A 20235-nucleotide genomic window follows, 5' to 3' on the forward strand; every position below is an offset into this window, starting at 1 on the left:
AGGTTGTATGCTGCTCGGGTCTAGTGAGGTGTCTAGCGTTCGGGGGCTCTCACAGCATTCGGCTCATGTAGAGGCTGTTCGGGTCTTCTGCGTAGTCTGCGAAGGGCGGGCAGAAGGTGAAGCCATGTTGGCGATAGAGGCTGCAGGCCGGCGCGAAGAACGGCATGGCGCCGGTTTCCAGGCTGATGCGGCGGAAACCGCGCTGCCTGGCCTCATGCAGGATATGGGTCAACAACGATGAGGCTATGCCCCTGCCACGATGGGCCGGGCTGGTACGCATCGACTTGATCTCCCCATGCTCGGCGTCGAGCTTCTTGATTGCGCCGCAGCCCACCAGTTCCAGATCGAGCCAGGCAGTCCAGAAAAGGATGTCGGGCCTCTTCAAATCGTTGATGTCGAGGGCGTGCTTGCTTTCAGGCGGGGATACCGAACGCATGTCCTGCAGGTGCTGTTCGAGAAAATCCGCGATCTCCGGGCCCGAGAGGTCGTCTAAGCGTATATCCATATACCTGTACCCGCTATTTCCGGGGGCGCTGGCATGTGGCGGTTAAGGCGCCGCGCATATGGCCGCCCGTGTTGAGGCTACTCGTATCCAGTTTTCCGTGTCTTCTGGGGGCTTTCCCTTTGATGGCAGCAGCCAAGCCGTGACCGCAGGGGGGAACGCACCGGCCGGGGCCGGTGCGTCGAGGCGCGGTTCAGCGGTTGAAGCGCTCCACCAGGGAGTACTGGCCTTGGGCGGTGGCCGTGAGCTCGCCGCTGAGCTGGGCGGTGCTCTGCGCTTCTCCGGCGGTCTGATCGGCCAGGTGGGCGATGGTGGTGATGTTCTGGTTGATCTCATCGGCTACCGCGCTCTGTTCCTCGGCGGCGGCGGCGATCTGGTTGGCCATGTCGGCGATGTTGGCCACCGCGTCGCTGATCCCGGCCAGGGCCTGGTCGGCCTTCTGCACGCTGTCGACGCCGTCGTCGGCCTGCTTGCGGCCGATTTCCATAGTCATCACCGCCTCTTCCGCGGTGCGCTGCAGCTTGGCGATCAACTGGTGAATCTGTCCGGTGGACTCGGCGGTGCGCTGCGCCAGGGAGCGCACTTCGTCCGCCACCACCGCGAAGCCGCGGCCCATTTCGCCGGCGCGGGCAGCCTCGATGGCGGCGTTGAGGGCCAGCAGGTTGGTCTGGTCGGCGATGCCCTTGATCACATCGACCACGCCGCCGATTTCGTTGCTGTCCTGAGCCAGGCGGGTGACGGTCTCGCCGGTTTCGCCGACCGACAGCGACAGGCGCTGGATCGCTTCGCGAGTCTCCGCGGCGATGTTGCGGCCCTCGCTGGTCAGGCGGTTGGCTTCCTGGGTGGCGATCGCGGTGCGCGCCACGTTGCTCGCCACCTCCAGGGTGGTGGCGGCCATCTCGTTGACCGCGGTGGCGACCTGCTCGGTTTCCTGGCGCTGACGCTCCAGGCCGGCCGAACTGTTCTGGGCCAGGGTGTCGGCGCGCTGCGCCTGTCGGGCCAGGTTTTCGGCGCTGTCCTGCAGGCGGGTCAGGCAGGTTCTCATGCGCGCATCCTGGCTGAGCATGGACAGTTCCAGGCGACCCTGGGCGCCTCGGCTGTCGGTATACATCTGCGCGATCAGCGGGTCGGAGGTGGTCTGCTCGGCCAGTTGCAGCAGGCGTTTGATGCCGCGTTGCTGCCAGTTCAGGCCGGCCAGGCCGAGGGGGATCGAGAGCAGGGCGGCCAGCAGGAAGCCCCAACTGGAGTCGAGCCAGGCGCCGATCAGGAAGCCGATCTGGCTGACCAGAATGAACGGCAGCCAATCCTGCAGCACCGGTAGCCAGCGGTCACGGCTGGGGATCGCCGACTTGCCGGAATTGATGCGCTGGTAGAGCTTTTCGGCGCGGCGTACCTGCTCGGCAGTGGGCTTGATCCGCACCGACTCGTAGCCGACCAGTTGGCCCTTCTCCGACACCGGGGTGACGTAGGCGTTGACCCAGTAGTGGTCGCCGTTCTTGCAGCGGTTCTTGACGATGCCCATCCATGGCTTGCCCTGTTTCAGGGTCTGCCACATGTGCTCGAATACCGCAGGCGGTACGTCCGGGTGCCGCACCAGGTTGTGGGGCGCGCCGATCAGCTCGTCGCGGCTGAAGCCGCTGATCTCGATGAAGGTCTCGTTGCAGTAGGTGATCTGGCCCTTGGCATTGGTGGTGGAGATCAGGCGCTGCTGGGCCGGGAAACTGCGTTCACGTTGGGTAACGGGCTGATTATTGCGCATGGCTGAGGATGTCCCTGGGGCGATACTGTTCTTCTCGGCCGTTGTCGCCGAAAGTTGAGCGCTAGAGTAATGCGCCTGAGGCGACTTGGCTTGACCCGCATCAGGACTTTTTATGCCGAGGTTGTGGCAGGGCATTGCCCTGCCACCTGGCTCAGCTGCCGGCGATCAGTTGCCGCAGCACATAGTGCAGGATGCCGCCAGCCTTGAAGTACTCCACCTCGTTGAGGGTGTCGATGCGGCACAGCACCTCGAAGCGCTCGCCGGAGCCGTCGGCGCGGTTGAGTTCGACCGTCAGGTTCATGTGCGGGTGCAGTTCGACGCCGTCCAGGCCGCAGATGCTCAGGGTCTCCCTGCCATCCAGCTCCAGGCTCTTGCGGTTCTGGCCGGCCTTGAACTGCAGGGGCAACACGCCCATGCCGACCAGGTTGGAGCGGTGAATGCGCTCGAAGCTCTCGGCGATCACCGCCTTGACCCCGAGCAGGTTGGTGCCCTTGGCCGCCCAGTCGCGGGAAGAACCGGTACCGTATTCCTTGCCGGCGACGACCAGAAGCGGCGTACCGGCTTCCTGGTAGCGCATCGCCGCGTCGAAGATCGCCAGCTTTTCGCCGCTGGGCACATGCAGGGTGTGGCCGCCTTCCTCGCCGCCGAGCATCTCGTTCCTGATGCGGATGTTGGCGAAGGTGCCGCGCATCATCACCTCGTGATTGCCGCGGCGCGAGCCGTAGGAGTTGAAGTCCTTGGGCTCCACGCCCTGTTCGCGCAGGTAGCGGCCGGCCGGGCTGTCGGCCTTGATGTTGCCGGCGGGGGAGATGTGGTCGGTGGTCACCGAGTCGCCGAGCAGGGCGAGGATGCGCGCCTGGTGGATGTCGCCGATATGCGGCGGCGCCTCGTCGATTGCCTCGAAGAACGGTGGGTGCTGGATGTAGGTGGAGTCGGCCTGCCAGGCGTAGGTGTCGGCGACCGGCACCTCGATGGCTCGCCACTGTTCGTCGCCAGCGAACACCTCGGCATATTCCTTATGAAACATCGCCGTGTCGACCTTCTGGATCGCCTCGGCGATTTCCTGCTGGCTGGGCCAGATATCGCGCAGATAGACCGGCTTGCCATCCTGGCCATGGCCCAGCGGCTCCTCGCCCAGGTGCATGCGCACGCTGCCGGCCAGGGCGTAGGCCACCACCAGGGGCGGGGAGGCCAGCCAGTTGGTCTTCACCAGGGGGTGCACGCGGCCCTCGAAGTTGCGGTTGCCGGACAGCACCGAGGCCACGGTCAGGTCGTTTTCCTGGATGGCCCGCTCGATGGGCTCGAGCAGCGGTCCTGAGTTGCCGATGCAGGTGGTGCAGCCGTAGCCGACCAGGTCGAAACCGAGCTCGTCCAGGTATTGGGTCAGACCGGCGGCCTTGAAGTACTCGGTCACCACCTTGGAGCCAGGGGCCAGGGAACTCTTCACCCAGGGTTTGCGTTGCAGGCCTTTCTCGATGGCCTTCTTGGCCAGCAAGCCGGCGGCCATCATCACGCTGGGGTTGGAGGTGTTGGTGCAGGAGGTGATGGCGGCGATCACCACCGCGCCGTCCTTCAAGCGGTGGGTCTGGCCATCGTGCTGATAGTCGACCTCGCCGACCTGCTCGGCGCCACCCACCGCGGCGCCACCGCCGCCCTCGTTGAGCAGGCGGCTCTCCTCCTTGGGGCTGGCTTTCATTTGCAGCCCCATGAACTCATCGAAGGCCCGGCTGACCTGGGACAGGGCCACCCGGTCCTGGGGGCGCTTGGGTCCCGCCAGGCAGGCCTCGACCCGGTCCATGTCCAGTTCCATGCTGTCGCTGAACAGCGGCTCGTGGCCGGGCTCGCGCCACAGGCCCTGGGCCTTGCAGTAGGCCTCGACCAGCTTGACGCACTGTTCCGGGCGCCCGGACAGGCGTAGATAGCCGAGGGTGATCTCGTCGACCGGGAAGAAGCCGCAGGTCGCGCCATATTCCGGGGCCATGTTGGCGATGGTGGCGCGGTCGGCCAGCGGCAGGTCGACCAGGCCGTCGCCGTAGAACTCGACGAACTTGCCGACCACGCCCTTGCTGCGCAGCATCTGGGTCACGGTCAGCACCAGGTCGGTGGCGGTGATGCCCTCCTTGAGCTTGCCGCTGAGCTTGAAGCCGATCACCTCGGGAATCAGCATCGACACCGGTTGGCCGAGCATGGCCGCCTCCGCCTCGATGCCGCCCACCCCCCAGCCGAGTACGCCGAGGCCGTTGATCATGGTGGTGTGCGAGTCGGTGCCGACCAGGGTGTCGGGAAAGGCGAAGAGCTGGCCGTCTTCTTCCTTGGTCCAGACGGTGCGGCCGAGGTATTCCAGGTTGACCTGGTGGCAGATGCCGGTGCCCGGCGGCACCACGCGGAAATTGTCGAACGCATGCTGACCCCAGCGCAGGAAGGCATAGCGTTCGCCGTTGCGCTGCATCTCCATGGCCACGTTCTGTTCGAAGGCGGCCTGGCTGGCGAACTTGTCGACCATCACCGAGTGGTCGATCACCAGGTCGACCGGCGACAGCGGGTTGATTTTCTGCGGGTCGCCGCCGGCCTTGGCCATGGCCTGGCGCATGGCAGCCAGGTCGACCACCGCCGGCACCCCGGTGAAGTCCTGCATCAGCACCCGGGCCGGCCGGTACTGGATTTCCCGCTCCGAGCCGCGACTCTTGAGCCAATCGCCCATGGCCCGCAGGTCGTCGCCCGTGACGGTCTTGCCGTCTTCCCAGCGCAGCAAGTTCTCCAGCAGCACCTTCAGCGACATCGGCAGCCTGTCGAGGTCGCCGAGGGTTTTGGCGGCCTCCGGCAGGCTGAAATACTGGTAGGTCTGGTCGCCGACTGCGAGTCTGCGACGACTGTTCAGGCTATCGAGGGAAGGCATTGTCCATCTCCTAGGGGCTCGCCGGCGCGAGCCGGATTTAACGCGGCAGAGTCTTCAAACTAGTCCTGCTTGGCGGGTCTTTCCATCTATCGGGACAGGCCGTTGCCACCTGGGGTTCCCGACTCCGTTAGAATGCGCGCCTTGAGGAGAACCCCGATGAATACTTTGTTACTGCACTGCCGCCCCGGTTTCGAGGGCGAGGTCTGTGCGGAGATCGCCGAACACGCCGGCCGCCTGCAGGTGGCCGGCTACGCCAAGGGCAAGCCAGGCACGGCCTATGCCGAATTCATCTGCAGCGAGGCCGGGGGCGCCGAGCGCCTGATGTCCGAGCTGCGGTTCAACCGGCTGATCTTCCCGCGGCAGTGGGCCCGTGGGAGCTTTGTCGAACTGCCGGAGAGTGACCGCATCAGTGTGCTGCTGGCCCACCTGGCGGACTTCCCGAGCTGCGGCAGCCTGTGGCTGGAGGTGCTGGACAGCAACGAGGGCAAGGAGCTGTCGAATTTCTGCAAGAAGTTCGAGGCGCCGCTGCGCAAGGCCTTGAGCAAGGCCGGCAAGTTGCTCGAGGACGGGCACAAGCCACGGCTGCTGCTGACCTTCCTCAGCGGTCGGCAGGTGTTCGTCGGCCTGGCCGAGGCCAATAACTCGGCGCAATGGCCCATGGGCATTCCGCGCCTGAAGTTCCCCCGCGAGGCGCCGAGCCGTTCGACGCTCAAGCTGGAGGAGGCCTGGCACACCTTCATCCCCCGCGAGCAGTGGGATCAGCGCCTGTCGGACGAGATGACCGGCGTCGACCTCGGTGCCGCCCCCGGCGGCTGGACCTACCAGCTGGTACGCCGCGGCATGCTGGTCACCGCCATCGACAACGGCCCCATGGCCGAGAGCCTGATGGATACCGGGCTGGTGCAGCACCTGATGGTCGACGGTTTCACCTGGAAGCCCAGGCAGCCGGTGGACTGGATGGTCTGCGACATAGTGGAGAAGCCCGCGCGCAGCGCCGCCCTGCTGGAGACCTGGATAGGCGAGGGGCTGTGCCGCGAGGCGGTGGTCAACCTCAAGCTGCCGATGAAGCAGCGCTACGCCGAGGTGCGCCGCCTGCTCCAGCGCCTCGAGGAGGCCTTCGCCGCGCGCAAGATCAAGGTGTCGATCGCCTGCAAACAGCTGTATCACGACCGCGAGGAGGTCACCTGCCACCTGCGTCGCCTGGGCAAGTAGCGGCGGCGGATCATCGCTTGTCGCGGGGCGCAGGCGGCTGGGGCCTGGCCCAGTAGCTCTGCTTGTGGCCGTGGGCCTCGAACTCACGGGCCAGCGCCTCGGCGGCCTCCTGGCTGAGGTCGCTGCGCACGATGAACTCGTTACCGTTGTCGTCCAGGCGCACCAGGCACCAGGGCTGTTGTCGGGGGGCGATAGGCATAGAAGGAAACCCACAGATTTTTCAGGCGCATTGCGCCTATCTTTAACCGCTACAGTCTAGTTCGCGCACCGAGTCGAGGCGGTTCGCTCGCCGAAGGTGACCTGGGGGTCAGGTTTGCGCGACAATGGCGGCCTGTCCATGGAGCCTGCCGATGTCCCTGCGAAGCGATGCCATTCACGACGACCTGCTCGATGCCACCGGGCTGAACTGCCCCGAGCCGGTGATGATGCTGCACAACAAGGTGCGCGACCTGCCGGCCGGCGGCCTGCTCAAGGTGATCGCCACCGACCCCTCGACCCGCCGCGATATCCCCAAGTTCTGTGTGTTCCTCGGCCACGAGTTGCTGGAGCAGGCGGAAGAGGCCGGCACCTACCTGTACTGGATCCGCAAGAAGGTCGACTGATGGGCTGGTACTTCGCCTACGGCTCGAACATGAACCCGGCGCGCATGCAGGCGCGCGGCCTGTGCGTGCGCGAGGCCATGGCAGGCAGCCTGCCGGGCTACGCCCTGTGCTTCAACAAGCGCGCGGTGGATCGCCCCGGCTGCGCCTATGCCAACATCCGCCACCAGCGCGACTCCGTGGTGGAGGGCGTGCTCTATCGCCTGGCCGAGCTGGAGGAGATCGCCAAGCTCGACCCCTTCGAGGGCACGCCGATCTACTACAGTCGCGAGCGCCTGCCGATCCTCACCGCCCATGGCGTGCAGCCGGCCTGGGTGTATATCGCCAACCCGGCCTTCCGCGAGGAGGGGCTGCTGCCGGCCAGCGACTACCTGGCCCATCTGCTGGCGGGGCGCGAGTACCTGTCGGAGCCCTACTGGTCGCTGTTGGCGGCCTGGCCCTCCCAGCCCGCCTGACCCGGCGCCAGGCCGCAGCTCTTCAGGGCCTGCTGCCAGGCGCGAATGTGGCGGTCGTTGGTCTGCTGGAAATCCTGCCACAGCGATTCCCGCTCCCCCGCCAGGTCGAGCAGGTAGCCCCGCGTGGCCGCCGGGATCTGGGGGGCCTCGCCGAGCCGGCGCAGGCTGTCGCTCCAGCGTTGGCCGCGCCGGTGCACCCGGGCCAGATAGGGCTGCAGGCCGCCGGCATAGAACTTGACGAAGATGTTCTGCAGGATGCGCCCGGCGGGGGTCGGTTTGCCCTGGGGGCAGACCGGCCTGTGCTGCAGGCGATGCTCCAGTAACAGGCTGGCCTGCTCCAGGGTGTGTCGGAGGCTGGCCAGGCTGGTGATCAGCTGACCGCCCTGGTCGCTGCTGTGCAGGGCGAAGAACAGTGGGTCGAGTTGCGCCACCGAGGGTGGCAGGCGCTGCGGCAGGGCACTGCCGAGGGCCGCCAGCTGCGCCAGGGCATCGAGGGCCGCCGTGTCCTCGGCGGGCTGCACGGGCAGGGCCTGGTCGGCGAAACGCAGGTAGCGCTCGACCTCGGGGCTGCCATTCAGGGCATTCCAGAACACCGCCGGCAATTGCCGGCGCTTCTGCGCCGCCAGGGCGCTCAGGGTGACCTGCAGCTCCTGCGTCCGGCTCGCCTGCAGGGTATCGAGGCAGGCCTGCAGGGCGCGGAGCAGGTCGCCTTCGTAGCCCAGACGGTTGCTGGGCTGCAGTTGCTTGCCCAGGCTGCTGTTGCGCTGGCTGATCTGTTGCTGCAGCGCGGGGCAATGGCGTACATCGACCAACAGCTCGAGCAGGCCGATACGGGTCTCGGGGATGCTGATCAGCCGTTGGCGTCGCGGCGGCATGCGGTAGCGCAGTAGCTGTGCCGGGTCGAAGCCGACGAAGCCGTCGCCTTCGACGGCGTTGTTCAGACGTTGCAGGTAGTCGGTCTGCAGCGCCAGGCCATCGTCGGTCGGGCCGCAGGCCGCGAGGCCGAGCAGGGCTAACAGAACGAGGATTCTGGACTTCATCCTGCCAGCTTAGCCGCCCGGATGCGCCTCCGTGCACTGCGGCTCAGGCGCAGCGCCAACATGATCGCCGCGCAGGTCAGGCCCACCACCAGGCCTTGCCAGAGTCCGCGTGGGCCGCTGGGCGTGCCGAGCCAGTCGCTCAGGCCCAGGGCGTAGCCGATCGGCAGGCCGATGCCCCAGTAGGCGAACAGGGTCAGCAGCATGGTCACCCGGGTGTCCTGATAGCCGCGCAGCGCCCCGGCGGCAGTGACCTGTATCGCATCCGACAGTTGGAACAGCGCGGCATAGACGATCAGCCCGGCCGCCAGGGCGATCACCGCCGGGTCGGGGCTGTAGATCCCTACGATCGGCTCGCGCAGCAGCAGGATCAGGCTGGCGGAGAGGCAGGCATAGGCCAGCGCGCTGGCCATGCCGACACCGGCGGCGAAGCGGGCCCCGCGTGGGTCGTCACGGCCCAGGGCCTGGCCGACCCGCACGGTGACCGCCATGCCCAGGGAATAGGGGATCATGAACACCAGTGAGCTGAAGTTCAGGGCGATCTGGTGGCCGGCCACCACGGTGGCGCCGAGGCCGCCGATCAGCAGGGCGATCACCGCGAAGATGCTCGATTCGGCGAACACCGCGATGCCGATCGGCAGGCCGATCGCCAACAGGCGACGGATCACCGGCCACTGCGGGCGCTCGAAGCGGTCGAACAGCTCGCTCGGCCGGTAGTAAGGGGCCCACTTCACCCACCAGAGCATGCCCAGCAGCATGAATCCCATCACCAGGGCCGTGGCCCAGCCACAGCCGACACCGCCCATGGCCGGTAGGCCGAGCTTGCCGTAGATGAAGATGTAGTTCAGCGGAATGTTCAGCAGCAGGCCGATGATGCCCAGCACCATGCTCGGTCGGGTGTGACCCAGGCCGTCGCTGAAACAGCGCAGCACGTGATACAGCGCCACCGCCGGGAAGCCGCAGGCCACCGCGCGCAGGTAGGCCATGGCCGGACCGATCAGGCGCGGTTCCACGTCCATCCAGTGCAGCACGACCTCGGCGTTCCACAAGGCCGCCGCCGCCGCGCCACCGACCGCCAGGGCCAGCCACAGGGCCTGGCGCACCAGCGGGCCGATGGCGGCCTGCTGGCCGGCGCCGAAGCGCTGGGCGACCTTCGGCGTGGTGGCCAGGAGGACGCCGGTCATCAGCAGAAACACCGGCACCCAGATCGAATTGCCCAGGGCCACCGCGGCCAGGTCGCGCGGGCCGACCCGGCCGGCCATCACGGTGTCGACGAAACCCATGGCGGTGTGCGCCAGCTGGGCGATGATGATCGGCGTGGCCAGGATCAGCAGGCTGCGCAGTTCGGTGCGCACGCGCCGCAGGCGCGATTCGGCAGGCATAGAGGTCATCCACTGGCACTCTGGGAAAACCGCGCAGTCTACCCGTTGACGCATGGGTCAGGAAACGCAGTGGCGAAGTGTTTTGGCGATACAGTGCGGGGCGACGCTGGCGGCCGGCTGCCTTAGAATGAGCGCCTGACTTGCGGAGCCTTGCCATGCGAATAGTCGCCGACGAAAACATCCCCTTGCTCGACGAGTTCTTCGCCGGTTTCGGCGAGATTCACCGCTTTCCCGGCCGCGCCATCGACCGTGCGGCGCTGGGCGATGCCGAGCTGCTGCTGGTGCGCTCGGTGACCCGGGTCGACCGGGCCCTGGTCGAAGGCAGCGCGTTGCGCTTCGTCGGCACCTGTACCATAGGTACCGATCACCTCGACCTCGATTGCCTGCAGCAGGCCGGTATCGCCTGGGCCAGCGCGCCCGGCTGCAATGCCCGCGGGGTGGTCGACTATGTGCTCGGCAGCCTGCTGAGCCTGGCCGATACCTATGGCGTGCCCCTGGCGCAGCGGCGCTTCGGCGTGATCGGCGCCGGCCAGGTCGGCGGGCGTCTGGTCGAGGTATTGCGTGGTCTGGGCTGGCAGGTGCGGGTATGCGATCCGCCGCGTCAGGCGGCCGAGGGGGGCGACTTCGTCGACCTGGAGCAGCTGATCGACGAATGCGACACGATCAGCCTGCACACGCCATTGGATGCCGGCACCCGCCACCTGTTCGACGCCGCCCGCCTGGCCAGCTTGCAACCCGGTACCTGGCTGATCAATGCCAGTCGCGGTGCGGTGGTGGACAATGTCGCGCTGCGTGAGGCGCTGCGGCGGCGGGATGACCTGGAAGCGGTGCTGGATGTCTGGGAAGGGGAGCCCCAGGCGGATGTCGAGCTGGCGGAACTCTGCCACCTGGCGACCCCGCACATCGCCGGCTACAGCCTGGACGGCAAGCTGCGCGGTACGGCGCAGATCTATCGGGCAGTCTGCCAGCACCTGGGGCTCGAGGCGACGCAGGTGCTGGATGAGCTGATGCCGGCGCCCTGGCTCGGCGAGCTGCGGCTGGACGCCGCGGCCGATCCGCATTGGGCCCTGGCCACGCTGTGCCGCGCGGTGTACGACCCGCGTCGTGACGATGCCGATTTCCGCCGCAGCCTGGGGGGCGATGCCGCCAGTCGCCGCGCGGCCTTCGATGCCCTGCGCAAGCACTACCCGATGCGCCGCGAGATCGACGGCTTGCGCGTCGCCCTGCAGGGCGAGGGCGGGCAGCTGGTGCAGCTGGTAAGAGCCCTGGGCGCGAGTCTGCGCTAGGCCGCTACAAGAAAAAGCCCAGGTCTGGCCTGGGCTCGAGGAGTCGCGTCGGTGTCACTGCTGTTTGGCCGGTATCACGAAGTCTTTTTCCAGTTCGTCGCAGGCGGTCTGGATCATGTTCTCGGTGATAGGCACCTCGTGGCCCTCGGCGTCGATGATCGCGCCGCCCACCGGCTGTTGCGGTTCGACAGTTTTAACCTGCTGGTCGGAGGTCTGCTTGGGCGAGTTCATGACGTGTCTCCTCATCGGTTGGTGCGCGCAGTCTAAGAAGCCCAGATGAACGCGTGGTGACAGGTTGAGACGCCGGCTGCGCGGCTCGGGTTACAGTCTCGCCTGCGAACGAGCAGGCGCCCTGCCAGCACTCTATGAGTTACCAACGCCTTCGCAGGAGGTTCGACGAGGTCATTATGCAGCGATTTCACTTGGGGCTGATCATCAACCCGCTGGCCGGTCTGGGCGGCCCGGCCGGGCTCAAGGGCAGCGACGGGGTGGCGGAGCAGGCGCTGGCCCTGGGCAGCACGCCGAAGGCGACGCAGCGTACCCGCACCGCCCTGGAGTGCCTGCAACCGGTGCGCGAGCGCCTGGAGTTCCTGACCTTTCCCGGGGCCATGGGTGCGGACCTGCTGGCCGAGATGGGGTTCGCCTATCGCCTGGCCGGCGAGCTGGCCGAGGGCCCGACCAGTGCGGCCGATACCCGTCAGGCTGTCACGGCGCTGCAGGACGCCGGCGTCGCCCTGATCCTCTTCGCCGGTGGCGACGGTACCGCCCGCGATGTCTGCGCGGCCGTGCGCGAAGGGCAGCCGGTGCTGGGCATTCCGGCCGGGGTGAAGATCCATTCCGGGGTCTATGCGATCAGCCCTCGGGCGGCCGGCGAGCTGACCCGGCGCCTGGTCGAGGGCGGTCTGGTACGCCTGGCCAGCGGCGAGGTGCGCGACCTCGACGAGGCGGCGCTGCGCGAGGGGCGGGTCGCGGCGCGCTGGTACGGCGAGCTGTGCGTGCCGGAGGAAGGTGCCTTCGTTCAGCAGGTCAAGCAGGCCGGTGTGGAGTTGGAGGAGCTGGTGCTGATCGATCTGGCGGCCTGGCTGGAAGGCAGTTGGGAAAGCGGGGTGCGCTATGTCTTCGGCCCGGGTTCGACCCTGCACGGCCTGGCGCAGAACCTGGGGTTGCAGACCACGCTGCTGGGCGTCGACGTGATCGAGAACGGCCAGGTGATCGCCCGGGATGTCAACGAGGCGCAGTTGTTCGAGCTGGTGGCCGAGCATCCGGCGCGCCTGCTGATCACCGCCATCGGCGGTCAGGGCCACATCCTCGGCCGCGGCAACCAGCAGATCAGCCCACGGGTGCTGCGGGCCATCGGTCTCGATCATCTGCGGGTGGTGGCGACCAAGCGCAAACTCGCCACCCTGCAGGGGCGCCCGCTGCTGGTCGACACCGGCGACGTCCAGCTGGACGATGCCTTCCCCGATGTGGTGCGGGTCTGGGCAGGGTATAAGGAAGAGTTGCTGTATCCCTTGGCTGCCGAGGTTTAACTCGGGTGGCCCGATCGACAGGAAGGCCCATGGGCCGGAGGGCATCGATGAACTCAGGCAGGTTTCCCCCTTACCTGCAGCCAGGCGAGCGGGTGGTGCTATTCGATGGTGTGTGCAAGCTATGCAATGGCTGGGCAAAGTTCCTGATTCGCCATGATCGTCAGCGGCGCTTCAGGCTGGCGGCGGTGCAGTCGCCCCAGGGGCAGGCGATTCTCGCCTGGTTCGGCCTGCCGCTGGAGCGCTTCGACACCATGGCCTATGTCGAGGGCAACCAGTTGTTCGTGCGTTCCACGGCGGTGCTGCGCATCCTCGACCTGCTCGGTTGGCCCTGGCGCGCCTTCGGCCTGCTGCGCCTGTGTCCCAGGCCAGTGCGCGACTGGGCCTATGACCGCATCGCCCTGAACCGCTATCGGCTGTTCGGCCGCTACCCCAGCTGTTTGCTGCCCGACCCCGATCATGCGCGGCGCTTCCTGCATGGTTGAGTGCCGCCTGCAGCAGATCGCCCTGGTGGCACGGACGGCCCTGGCGCTGGTATTCCTCTGGCATGGCCTGGTGCCGAAGATCCTCTGGTTGAGCCCGGACGAAGTGGCGATGATCGAGGCCCACGGTCTTCCGGCCGCCGCCCAGGTGGCGATGCTCGCGGGGGTGGCCGAGGTGCTGCTGGCGGCCCTGCTGATGCTGCTGCGTCGACGGCGCTGGCCCCTGCTGTTGGCCGGGCTGGTGCTTGTCGGACTGTTGGTCGATGTGGTCTTGTTCAGCCCCCACCTGCTGATCCAGGCCTTCAACCCGCTTTCCACGAACCTGGCTGCCCTGGCGCTGTGTCTGCTGGCCTGGCTGGCGGAGGGGCCGAGCAAGACCTCAACGGCTCGGGCCCGGGTATGAGTGGGGTGCTGTCCGCCCGCCAACGCGATGCCCTGCGCATGGCCTGGCACTTCGTCGCGCCTTACCGGGGACGCATCCTCGCCGCCCTGTTGGCGCTGCTGTTCACCGCCGCCATCACCCTGTCCATGGGACAGGGCATCAGGCTGCTGGTGGACCAGGGGCTGGCGACCCAGTCGGCCCAGGCGTTGCGCGACGCCATCGGCTTGTTCTTCGTCCTGGTGCTGGCCCTGGCCATTGGCACGTTCACCCGTTTCTACCTGGTGTCATGGATCGGTGAGCGCTTCGTCGCCGATATCCGCAAGCGGGTGTTCGACCACCTGATCGGCCTGCATCCCGGGTTCTACGAGAGCAACCGCAGTTCGGAGATCCAGTCGCGCCTGACCGCCGACACCACCCTGCTGCAGTCGGTGATCGGCTCGTCGCTGTCGATGGCGTTGCGCAACCTGATCATGCTGGCCGGCGGCGTCGTGCTGTTGATCGTCACCAACCCGAAGCTCAGCGGCATCGTGCTGCTGGCCCTGCCGCTGGTAGTGGCGCCTATCCTGATCTTCGGCAGGCGGGTGCGCCAGCTGTCGCGCCTGAGTCAGGACCGGGTGGCCGATGTCGGCAGCTATGTCGGCGAGGCGCTCGGCCAGATCAAGACGGTGCAGGCCTACAACCACCAGGCCGAGGATCGGCGGCGTTTCGCCCTGTCGGCGGAGGCCGCCTTCGACATCGCGCGCAAGCGCATCATGCAGCGCGCCTGGCTGGTGACCCTGGTGATAGTGCTGGTGCTGGGGGCGGTGGGGGTGATGCTCTGGGTCGGCGGCATGGACGTGATCGCCGGGCGGATTTCCGCGGGCGAGCTGGCGGCTTTCGTCTTCTACAGCCTGATCGTCGGCTCGGCCTTCGGCACCCTCAGCGAGGTGATAGGCGAGCTGCAGCGCGCGGCGGGTGCAGCCGAGCGCATCGCCGAGCTGTTGCGGGCGCGCAACGAAATCACCCCGCCAGGCGGCGACGCCGCGCTGCGGCTGCAGCAGCCGGTACGCGGGCGCATCGAGCTTGAGGGGGTGCGCTTCGCCTATCCCTCGCGGCCTGGCATCTTGGCCATCGACGGCATCGACCTGAGCGTCGCGCCCGGCGAGACCCTGGCCCTGGTCGGACCCTCCGGTGCCGGCAAGTCGACCCTGTTCGACCTGCTGCTGCGCTTCTTCGATCCCCAGCAGGGGCGCATCCTGATCGACGGCCAGGCCATCGAGCGGCTCGATCCGGCCCAGTTGCGAGGCTGCTTCGCCCTGGTGTCGCAGAGCCCTGCGCTGTTCTTCGGCACGGTCGAGGACAATATTCGCTACGGCAAGACCGATGCCGGCCACGCCGAGGTCGAGGCCGCGGCGCGAGCCGCCCATGCCCATGAGTTCATCATGAGGTTGCCGGCGGGCTACCAGACCCATCTCGGCGACGCCGGCCTGGGGCTGTCCGGCGGTCAGCGCCAGCGTCTGGCGATCGCCCGTGCGCTGTTGGTCGATGCGCCTATCCTGCTGCTGGACGAGGCCACCAGCGCGCTGGACGCGCAGAGCGAACACCTGATCCAGCAGGCTTTGCCGCGGCTGATGGCCGGGCGCACCACGCTGGTGATTGCCCATCGCCTGGCGACGGTGAAAAGCGCCGACCGTATCGCGGTCATCGAACATGGCCGGCTGGCGGCCGTCGGCAGCCATGCCGAGCTGCTGGCGAGCAGCCCGCTCTACGCCCGGCTGGCGGCGCTGCAGTTTGACGTTGCCGGCTAGCTAGAGCGGCGTGCCCTTGGGGCGGATGGTGGCGGCGGCGCCGGCCGAGGCCAGAACGATCGCCGCGATGGCCAGCCACTGGCTCCAGCCCAGTCGCTCGCCGAGCAGCAGCAGGCCGGACAGCGCCGCGATGGCCGGCTCCATGCTCATCAGGACGCTGAAGGTGCGTGTCGGCAGGCGGGTCAGGGCGATCATCTCCAGGCTGTAGGGCAGGGCCGAGGAGAGCACCGCGACCGCCAGGGCTACGGGCAGCAAGTCGAGGCTGAACAGGCTGGCGCCGGCCTGCCACAGGCCGATGGGCATCACCAGCAGGGCGGCGACCAGAGTGCCCAGGGCCACGGTCTGGCGGCCATAGGCGGCGCCGGCCTTCTGCCCGAAGACGATGTACAGCGCCCAGCACAGCCCGGCGGCGAGGGCCAGGGCCGCCCCCAGCGGATCGAGTCGGGTGTCTGCCGCGTCGCTGGGCAGCAGCAGCCAGAGGCCGAAGATCGCCAGGGCGACCCAGGCGAAATCCAGGGGGCGGCGCGAGGACAGCAGGGCCAGGGCCAGTGGACCGGTGAACTCCAGGGCCACGGCAATCCCCAGGGGTACGGTCTGCAGCGACAGGTAGAACAGCAAATTCATGCCGCCCAGTGCCAGGCCATAGGCCAGCAGCGAGTGGCAGGATTGCAGGCTCAGGCGCGCCCGCCAGGGGCGCATGATGAGGGCCAGGATGACCGCGCCCAACCCCAGGCGCAGGGCGGTGGTCCCTTCCGCCCCGACCAGGGGGAACAGGCTCTTGGCCAGGGAGGCGCCGCTCTGTATCGAGAGCATGGCCACCAGCAGCAGGGCGATGGGGGCGAGGGCGGCGCGGCCGGACATGGGGTGTTCCTTGCGGGGTGGCGTCATAAAAAAACCGGCCGCTGGGGCCGGTTCCGGTCAGCCTGGGGGCTTAGCGGTATTCGCAGAGATAGGCGCTGTCGACTGCGACCTTCAGCTGGAACTTGCTGTTGGCCGGGACGGTGAACTGGCTGCCGGCGGCGAAGGTTTCCCAGCTGTCGCTGCCCGGCAGCAATACCGTCAGGGCGCCGGCGACCACGTGCATCACCTCCAGTTGGTTGGTGCCGAACTCGTACTCGCCTGCGGCCATCACGCCGATGGTAGCCGGGCCTTCGGCCATGTCGAAGGCGATGGATTTGACGGTGCCGTCGAAGTATTCGTTGACCTTGAACATCGGAACTCCTCGCAGAGGGGGCGGAAAAGGGCCGCCAGTATGCCCAAGCCGTGACGAGGCGTCATCCGCTTTACCGAGGGCTATAGCGGCAGGATCAGCGGCAGCAGACGTGCGGTGTTGCGGGCGTCGGTCAGGGCCCGGTGCTGCTGGCCGCTGAATGGCAGGCCGGCCAGTTGCAGGGCGCTGTTGAGGCCGACCGGACGGGGCAGGCGGCGGGCCTCGGCGAAGCGCCGCTTGAGGTTGAGGTGGGGGAGCTGGCTGAGACAGCTCGCCAGCTCCAGGCGTTGCCAGTCCTGCTGCAATTGGCGTCGGTCGTAATCGCCCCAGCTGGCCCAGCCGGCCAGCCGCGGCCGGTGGCCGTGCAGCCAGCGCTCGAACTGCGGCCATACCGCGTTCAGGGGGGCGGCAGAATCGATGCTGGCCTGGTCGATGCGGGTCAGGGTGCGGCAGAAGTCGGTCAGATGGGGGCGGCGCAGCGGCCGCACGAAGCGTTGGAAATGAGCCACTTCCTGGCCGTTGGCGCGAACGAGGGCGGCGCCGATCTCGATGATTTCCATCTCTTCGAGCGGCCAGCCACCTTCTTCGGTGGTCGCCTCCAGGTCGATTACCAGCCAGTGTCCCATGGGCCCTCCGTTGCGCTAGAGGCAGTATGCAAGGCTTTTCGGACCTGGCAAGCCCCGTGTTAGGCTTGCGCTCCCTGTTTTGGAGGTGTGTATGGCGAAGGTGGCCTTTATCGGTTTGGGTGTGATGGGGTATCCCATGGCGGGGCATCTGACACGTGCCGGGCATCAGTTGTGTGTCTATAACCGCACGGCGGCCAAGGCTGCGCAATGGGTCGCGGCATATGGTGGGCGCCGTGCGCCGACCCCGCGCGAGGCAGCGCAGGGCGCTGACTTCGTCATGACCTGCGTGGGCAACGACGATGATCTGCGCGCCGTGGTGCTGGGCGCCGACGGGGCCTTCGCCGGCATGGCGCCTGGATCTGTGCTGATCGATCACACCACGGCATCGGCGAATGTCGCCCGTGAGTTGGCCGCACAGGCGGCCGAACTGCAGCTGGGCTTTCTCGATGCGCCGGTGTCCGGCGGTCAGGCCGGCGCCGAGAATGGCGTGCTGACGGTCATGGTCGGTGGCGAAGCGCAGGATTATGCCAAGGCCGAGCCGGTGCTGCAGGCCTACGCGCGCATGGTGCGCCTGATGGGCGGCGCCGGCAGCGGACAGCTGACCAAGATGGTCAACCAGATCTGTATCGGCGGCCTGGTCCAGGGGCTTTCCGAGGCCCTGCATTTCGCCCAGTGCGCGGGGCTCGACGCGCAGGGCGCGATGGACGTGATCAGCAAGGGGGCGGCCCAGTCCTGGCAGTTGGAGAACCGCCACAAGACCATGCTCGCCGGGGAGTTCGACTTCGGCTTCGCCGTCGATTGGATGCGCAAGGACCTGGCGATCCTGCTCGACGAGGCGCGGCGCAATGGGGCGCAGCTGCCAGTCACCGCGCTGGTCGACCAGTTCTACGCCGATGTGCAGGCGATGGGTGGCGGGCGTTTGGATACCTCCAGCCTGATCGCCCGACTGCAGTCTGCCAAGCGCCCCTGAGAGCCGCGGGGCGGAGTGCCGTCGGGTGGGCGGGCGACATTCTGCCGAGGCGCTGGGCATGTCCTCGGCCGCGATGTGCTGTTGCCGACTGTCGGTCGAGCAGGTGCGGCACATCTCTGGGGAGCTGCCAAGCCGATTGGCGCTCGGTTAAAATCGCCAAACCGTCCCGATCTCCAGACTCTACCGAGGTTTCGCCGTCATGAATTGCCGTGCTGGCTGTGGCGCCTGTTGCATTGCCCCTTCGATCAGTTCCCCTATCCCTGGAATGCCGCAAGGCAAGGCGGCTGGCGAGCGCTGCGTACAGCTGGCTGCAGACAACTATTGCGGCCTGTTCGGCAAGCCCGAGCGGCCGGCCGTGTGTGCGGCGTTTCAGGCGGATGTCGAGGTGTGCGGCAGCAGCCGCGAGGAGGCCATTCGGCTGCTGGGATGGCTGGAGCAGAGCACGGCGCTGGCCAGTTGAGCGGGGACGGGCTGGTCCTGGGTGCGCTGGCCGTGTGAGGAACCCTCCAGCGTCGAGTTTCCGAAGCTCCAGATGCAAAAAAGGCTGCCGAGGCAGCCTTTTTGTTGCAGTGCAGACGCCGCTTAGCGCGGCAGGTCGCGCTGTGGATGGCCGGTGTACAGTTGGCGCGGACGGCCGATCTTGTACGGGCTGGAGAGCATTTCCTTCCAGTGCGAGATCCAGCCGACGGTCCGCGCCAGGGCGAAGATCACGGTGAACATGCTGGTCGGAATGCCGATCGCCTTGAGGATGATGCCCGAGTAGAAGTCGACGTTCGGGTAGAGGTTGCGCTCCTTGAAGTAGGGATCGGTCAGGGCGATCTCTTCCAGGCGCATGGCCAGTGCCAGTTGCGGGTCGTTGGTGATGCCGAGCTCGGCCAGCACTTCGTCGCAGGTCTGCTTCATCACGGTGGCGCGGGGGTCGCGGTTCTTGTACACGCGGTGACCGAAGCCCATCAGCTTGAACGGGTCGTTCTTGTCCTTGGCCCTGGCGATGAAGGTGTCGATATTGGACACGTCGCCGATCTCGTCGAGCATGCTCAGCACGGCTTCGTTGGCGCCGCCGTGGGCCGGGCCCCAGAGGGCGGCGATACCGGCGGCGATGCAGGCGAACGGGTTGGCGCCGGACGAGCCGGCCAGGCGCACGGTCGAGGTCGAGGCGTTCTGCTCATGGTCGGCGTGGAGGATGAAGATCTTGTCCATCGCCTTGGCCAGCACCGGGCTGATCGGTTTGATCTCGCACGGGGTGTTGAACATCATGTGCAGGAAGTTTTCCGCGTAGTTCAGGTCGTTGCGCGGATACATCATCGGTTGGCCCATGGAGTACTTGTAAACCATGGCGGCCAGGGTCGGCATCTTGGCGATCAGGCGCATCGCGGAGATGTCGCGGTGCTGCGGGTTATTGATGTCCAGGGAGTCGTGGTAGAAGGCCGACAGGGCGCCGACCACGCCACACATGATGGCCATGGGGTGGGCGTCGCGGCGGAAGCCGTTGAAGAAGGTCTTCAGCTGCTCGTGCACCATGGTGTGGTTCTTGATGGAGCTGACGAAGGCGGCCTTCTGCTCCACGTTCGGCAGCTCGCCGTTGAGCAGCAGGTAGCAGGTTTCCAGATAGTCGGAGTTGTCGGCCAGCTGCTCGATGGGGTAGCCGCGGTGCAGCAGAACGCCCTGGTCGCCGTCGATATAGGTGATCTTCGACTCGCACGAGGCGGTGGACATAAAGCCAGGATCAAAGGTGAAACGGCCCGTGGCGGTCAGGCCCCGTACGTCTATTACATCGGGACCAACGGTGCCGGTTAGGACGGGCAGTTCGACGGGGGCTGCGCCCTCGATGATCAACTGCGCTTTTTTGTCAGCCATGGGTGGCCTCCTAGTTATGCTTGAAATCATCTGTCAGCCCCCCACGCAGGGCCCGCACCACTATAGTGAGATAAATCCGAAAGTCAATTTGCGAAAAGTCAGGCACTAGAAGGGTTTGAGGGCGGTTTTTCGCGAAAAAAGGCCGCCATTTACGCCTTTTGCCGGGGCAGTGCAATGAGCATTTTGGTGGGGGGCTTTGCGTTGTCATTAGTAACCTAACTGTCTATACTCTGCGCCCGACCGCCGGGGGCTTTGGCCCCATTCGAA

Annotated in this window: 21 protein-coding genes; 10 read left to right on the plus strand and 11 right to left on the minus strand. The window is 66.9% G+C overall.

Features of this window, described 5'->3' with window-relative positions:
- Nucleotides 1-49 precede the first annotated feature (49 nt).
- The 3 genes from SBP02_RS09550 to acnA form a co-directional block, all read right to left on the minus strand.
- A complete protein-coding gene (locus SBP02_RS09550; RefSeq protein WP_318646148.1) occupies nt 50-505 on the minus strand; it encodes a GNAT family N-acetyltransferase in 456 nt (151 codons plus the stop codon).
- 190 nt (nt 506-695) lie between these two features.
- Nucleotides 696-2261: a methyl-accepting chemotaxis protein gene (locus SBP02_RS09555; protein ID WP_318646149.1), complete on the minus strand. Its 1566-nt coding sequence runs from the start codon at nt 2259-2261 to the stop codon at nt 696-698.
- A gap of 151 nt (nt 2262-2412) precedes the next feature.
- A complete protein-coding gene (acnA, locus tag SBP02_RS09560; protein WP_318646150.1) occupies nt 2413-5157 on the minus strand; it encodes an aconitate hydratase AcnA in 2745 nt (914 codons plus the stop codon).
- Nucleotides 5158-5313: 156 nt separating this feature from the next.
- Here acnA and rlmM point away from each other — a divergent pair, with 156 nt between their 5' ends.
- Nucleotides 5314-6369: a 23S rRNA (cytidine(2498)-2'-O)-methyltransferase RlmM gene (rlmM, locus tag SBP02_RS09565; RefSeq protein ID WP_318646151.1), complete on the plus strand. Its 1056-nt coding sequence runs from the start codon at nt 5314-5316 to the stop codon at nt 6367-6369.
- A 10-nt stretch (nt 6370-6379) separates the two neighbouring features.
- Here rlmM and SBP02_RS09570 read toward each other — a convergent pair whose 3' ends face one another.
- Entirely contained in the window at nt 6380-6568 is a 189-nt protein-coding gene (locus SBP02_RS09570) for a hypothetical protein (protein ID WP_318646152.1), read from the minus strand.
- 151 nt (nt 6569-6719) lie between these two features.
- Here SBP02_RS09570 and tusA point away from each other — a divergent pair, with 151 nt between their 5' ends.
- Both tusA and SBP02_RS09580 read left to right on the plus strand, forming a co-directional pair.
- The gene (tusA, locus tag SBP02_RS09575; RefSeq protein ID WP_318646153.1) at nt 6720-6971 is read left to right on the plus strand and encodes a sulfurtransferase TusA; all 252 of its coding nucleotides are present in this window, start codon (nt 6720-6722) and stop codon (nt 6969-6971) included.
- A complete protein-coding gene (locus SBP02_RS09580; RefSeq protein WP_318646154.1) occupies nt 6971-7423 on the plus strand; it encodes a gamma-glutamylcyclotransferase family protein in 453 nt (150 codons plus the stop codon). Before tusA ends, SBP02_RS09580 begins: the two co-directional genes overlap by 1 nt.
- On the opposite strand, the gene SBP02_RS09585 is transcribed toward SBP02_RS09580, so the two are convergent.
- Together SBP02_RS09585 and SBP02_RS09590 are read right to left on the minus strand one after the other, a co-directional pair.
- Nucleotides 7381-8463, minus strand: coding sequence for a DUF3080 family protein (locus SBP02_RS09585; protein WP_318646155.1), 1083 nt, complete (start codon nt 8461-8463; stop codon nt 7381-7383). The two genes, SBP02_RS09580 and SBP02_RS09585, sit on opposite strands and share 43 nt — an antisense overlap.
- Complete coding sequence (locus tag SBP02_RS09590; protein ID WP_318646156.1) at nt 8460-9842, minus strand: MATE family efflux transporter; 1383 nt, start codon at nt 9840-9842, stop codon at nt 8460-8462. The genes SBP02_RS09585 and SBP02_RS09590 overlap by 4 nt, the downstream gene beginning before the upstream one ends.
- Before the next feature lie 155 nt (nt 9843-9997).
- On the opposite strand from SBP02_RS09590, the gene pdxB reads away from it, so the two are divergent.
- Nucleotides 9998-11128 carry a 4-phosphoerythronate dehydrogenase PdxB gene (gene pdxB, locus SBP02_RS09595; RefSeq protein ID WP_318646157.1) on the plus strand — a complete coding sequence of 377 codons (1131 nt, stop codon included), beginning with the start codon at nt 9998-10000 and terminating at the stop codon, nt 11126-11128.
- Nucleotides 11129-11182: 54 nt separating this feature from the next.
- Here the strand turns inward: pdxB and SBP02_RS09600 are convergent, their stop codons facing one another.
- Nucleotides 11183-11359, minus strand: coding sequence for a PA1571 family protein (locus SBP02_RS09600; protein ID WP_318646158.1), 177 nt, complete (start codon nt 11357-11359; stop codon nt 11183-11185).
- Nucleotides 11360-11535: 176 nt separating this feature from the next.
- Between SBP02_RS09600 and SBP02_RS09605 the strand changes: the two genes are divergently transcribed.
- Genes SBP02_RS09605 through SBP02_RS09620 form a run of 4 tightly spaced genes read left to right on the plus strand, consistent with a single transcriptional unit; the run spans nt 11536 to nt 15305 of the window.
- Entirely contained in the window at nt 11536-12657 is a 1122-nt protein-coding gene (locus SBP02_RS09605) for an ATP-NAD kinase family protein (RefSeq protein WP_318646159.1), read from the plus strand.
- Between the two features lie 47 nt (nt 12658-12704).
- Nucleotides 12705-13139 (plus strand): thiol-disulfide oxidoreductase DCC family protein, encoded by a 435-nt coding sequence (locus SBP02_RS09610; RefSeq protein ID WP_318646160.1) that lies wholly within the window; start codon nt 12705-12707, stop codon nt 13137-13139.
- The gene (locus SBP02_RS09615) at nt 13132-13539 is read left to right on the plus strand and encodes a DoxX-like family protein (RefSeq protein WP_318646161.1); all 408 of its coding nucleotides are present in this window, start codon (nt 13132-13134) and stop codon (nt 13537-13539) included. Before SBP02_RS09610 ends, SBP02_RS09615 begins: the two co-directional genes overlap by 8 nt.
- A complete protein-coding gene (locus SBP02_RS09620; protein ID WP_318646162.1) occupies nt 13536-15305 on the plus strand; it encodes an ABC transporter transmembrane domain-containing protein in 1770 nt (589 codons plus the stop codon). Before SBP02_RS09615 ends, SBP02_RS09620 begins: the two co-directional genes overlap by 4 nt.
- Here the strand turns inward: SBP02_RS09620 and rhtA are convergent, their stop codons facing one another.
- The 3 genes from rhtA to SBP02_RS09635 form a co-directional block, all read right to left on the minus strand.
- Nucleotides 15306-16166, minus strand: coding sequence for a threonine/homoserine exporter RhtA (rhtA, locus tag SBP02_RS09625; protein WP_318646163.1), 861 nt, complete (start codon nt 16164-16166; stop codon nt 15306-15308).
- A gap of 70 nt (nt 16167-16236) precedes the next feature.
- Nucleotides 16237-16518, minus strand: a complete 282-nt coding sequence (gene ppnP, locus SBP02_RS09630) for a pyrimidine/purine nucleoside phosphorylase (RefSeq protein ID WP_318646164.1) — start codon at nt 16516-16518, stop codon at nt 16237-16239.
- 80 nt (nt 16519-16598) lie between these two features.
- Nucleotides 16599-17141: an exonuclease domain-containing protein gene (locus SBP02_RS09635; protein WP_318646165.1), complete on the minus strand. Its 543-nt coding sequence runs from the start codon at nt 17139-17141 to the stop codon at nt 16599-16601.
- Nucleotides 17142-17232: 91 nt separating this feature from the next.
- Here SBP02_RS09635 and SBP02_RS09640 point away from each other — a divergent pair, with 91 nt between their 5' ends.
- Both SBP02_RS09640 and SBP02_RS09645 read left to right on the plus strand, forming a co-directional pair.
- Nucleotides 17233-18111, plus strand: coding sequence for an NAD(P)-dependent oxidoreductase (locus SBP02_RS09640; protein WP_318646166.1), 879 nt, complete (start codon nt 17233-17235; stop codon nt 18109-18111).
- 199 nt (nt 18112-18310) lie between these two features.
- Nucleotides 18311-18571 carry a YkgJ family cysteine cluster protein gene (locus tag SBP02_RS09645; protein ID WP_318646167.1) on the plus strand — a complete coding sequence of 87 codons (261 nt, stop codon included), beginning with the start codon at nt 18311-18313 and terminating at the stop codon, nt 18569-18571.
- Between the two features lie 122 nt (nt 18572-18693).
- Here the strand turns inward: SBP02_RS09645 and gltA are convergent, their stop codons facing one another.
- Nucleotides 18694-19968 (minus strand): citrate synthase, encoded by a 1275-nt coding sequence (gene gltA, locus SBP02_RS09650; protein ID WP_318646169.1) that lies wholly within the window; start codon nt 19966-19968, stop codon nt 18694-18696.
- Nucleotides 19969-20235 lie beyond the last annotated feature (267 nt).

This window comes from Pseudomonas benzenivorans, assembly GCF_033547155.1.
GTDB classification, from domain to species: domain Bacteria; phylum Pseudomonadota; class Gammaproteobacteria; order Pseudomonadales; family Pseudomonadaceae; genus Aquipseudomonas; species Aquipseudomonas benzenivorans_B.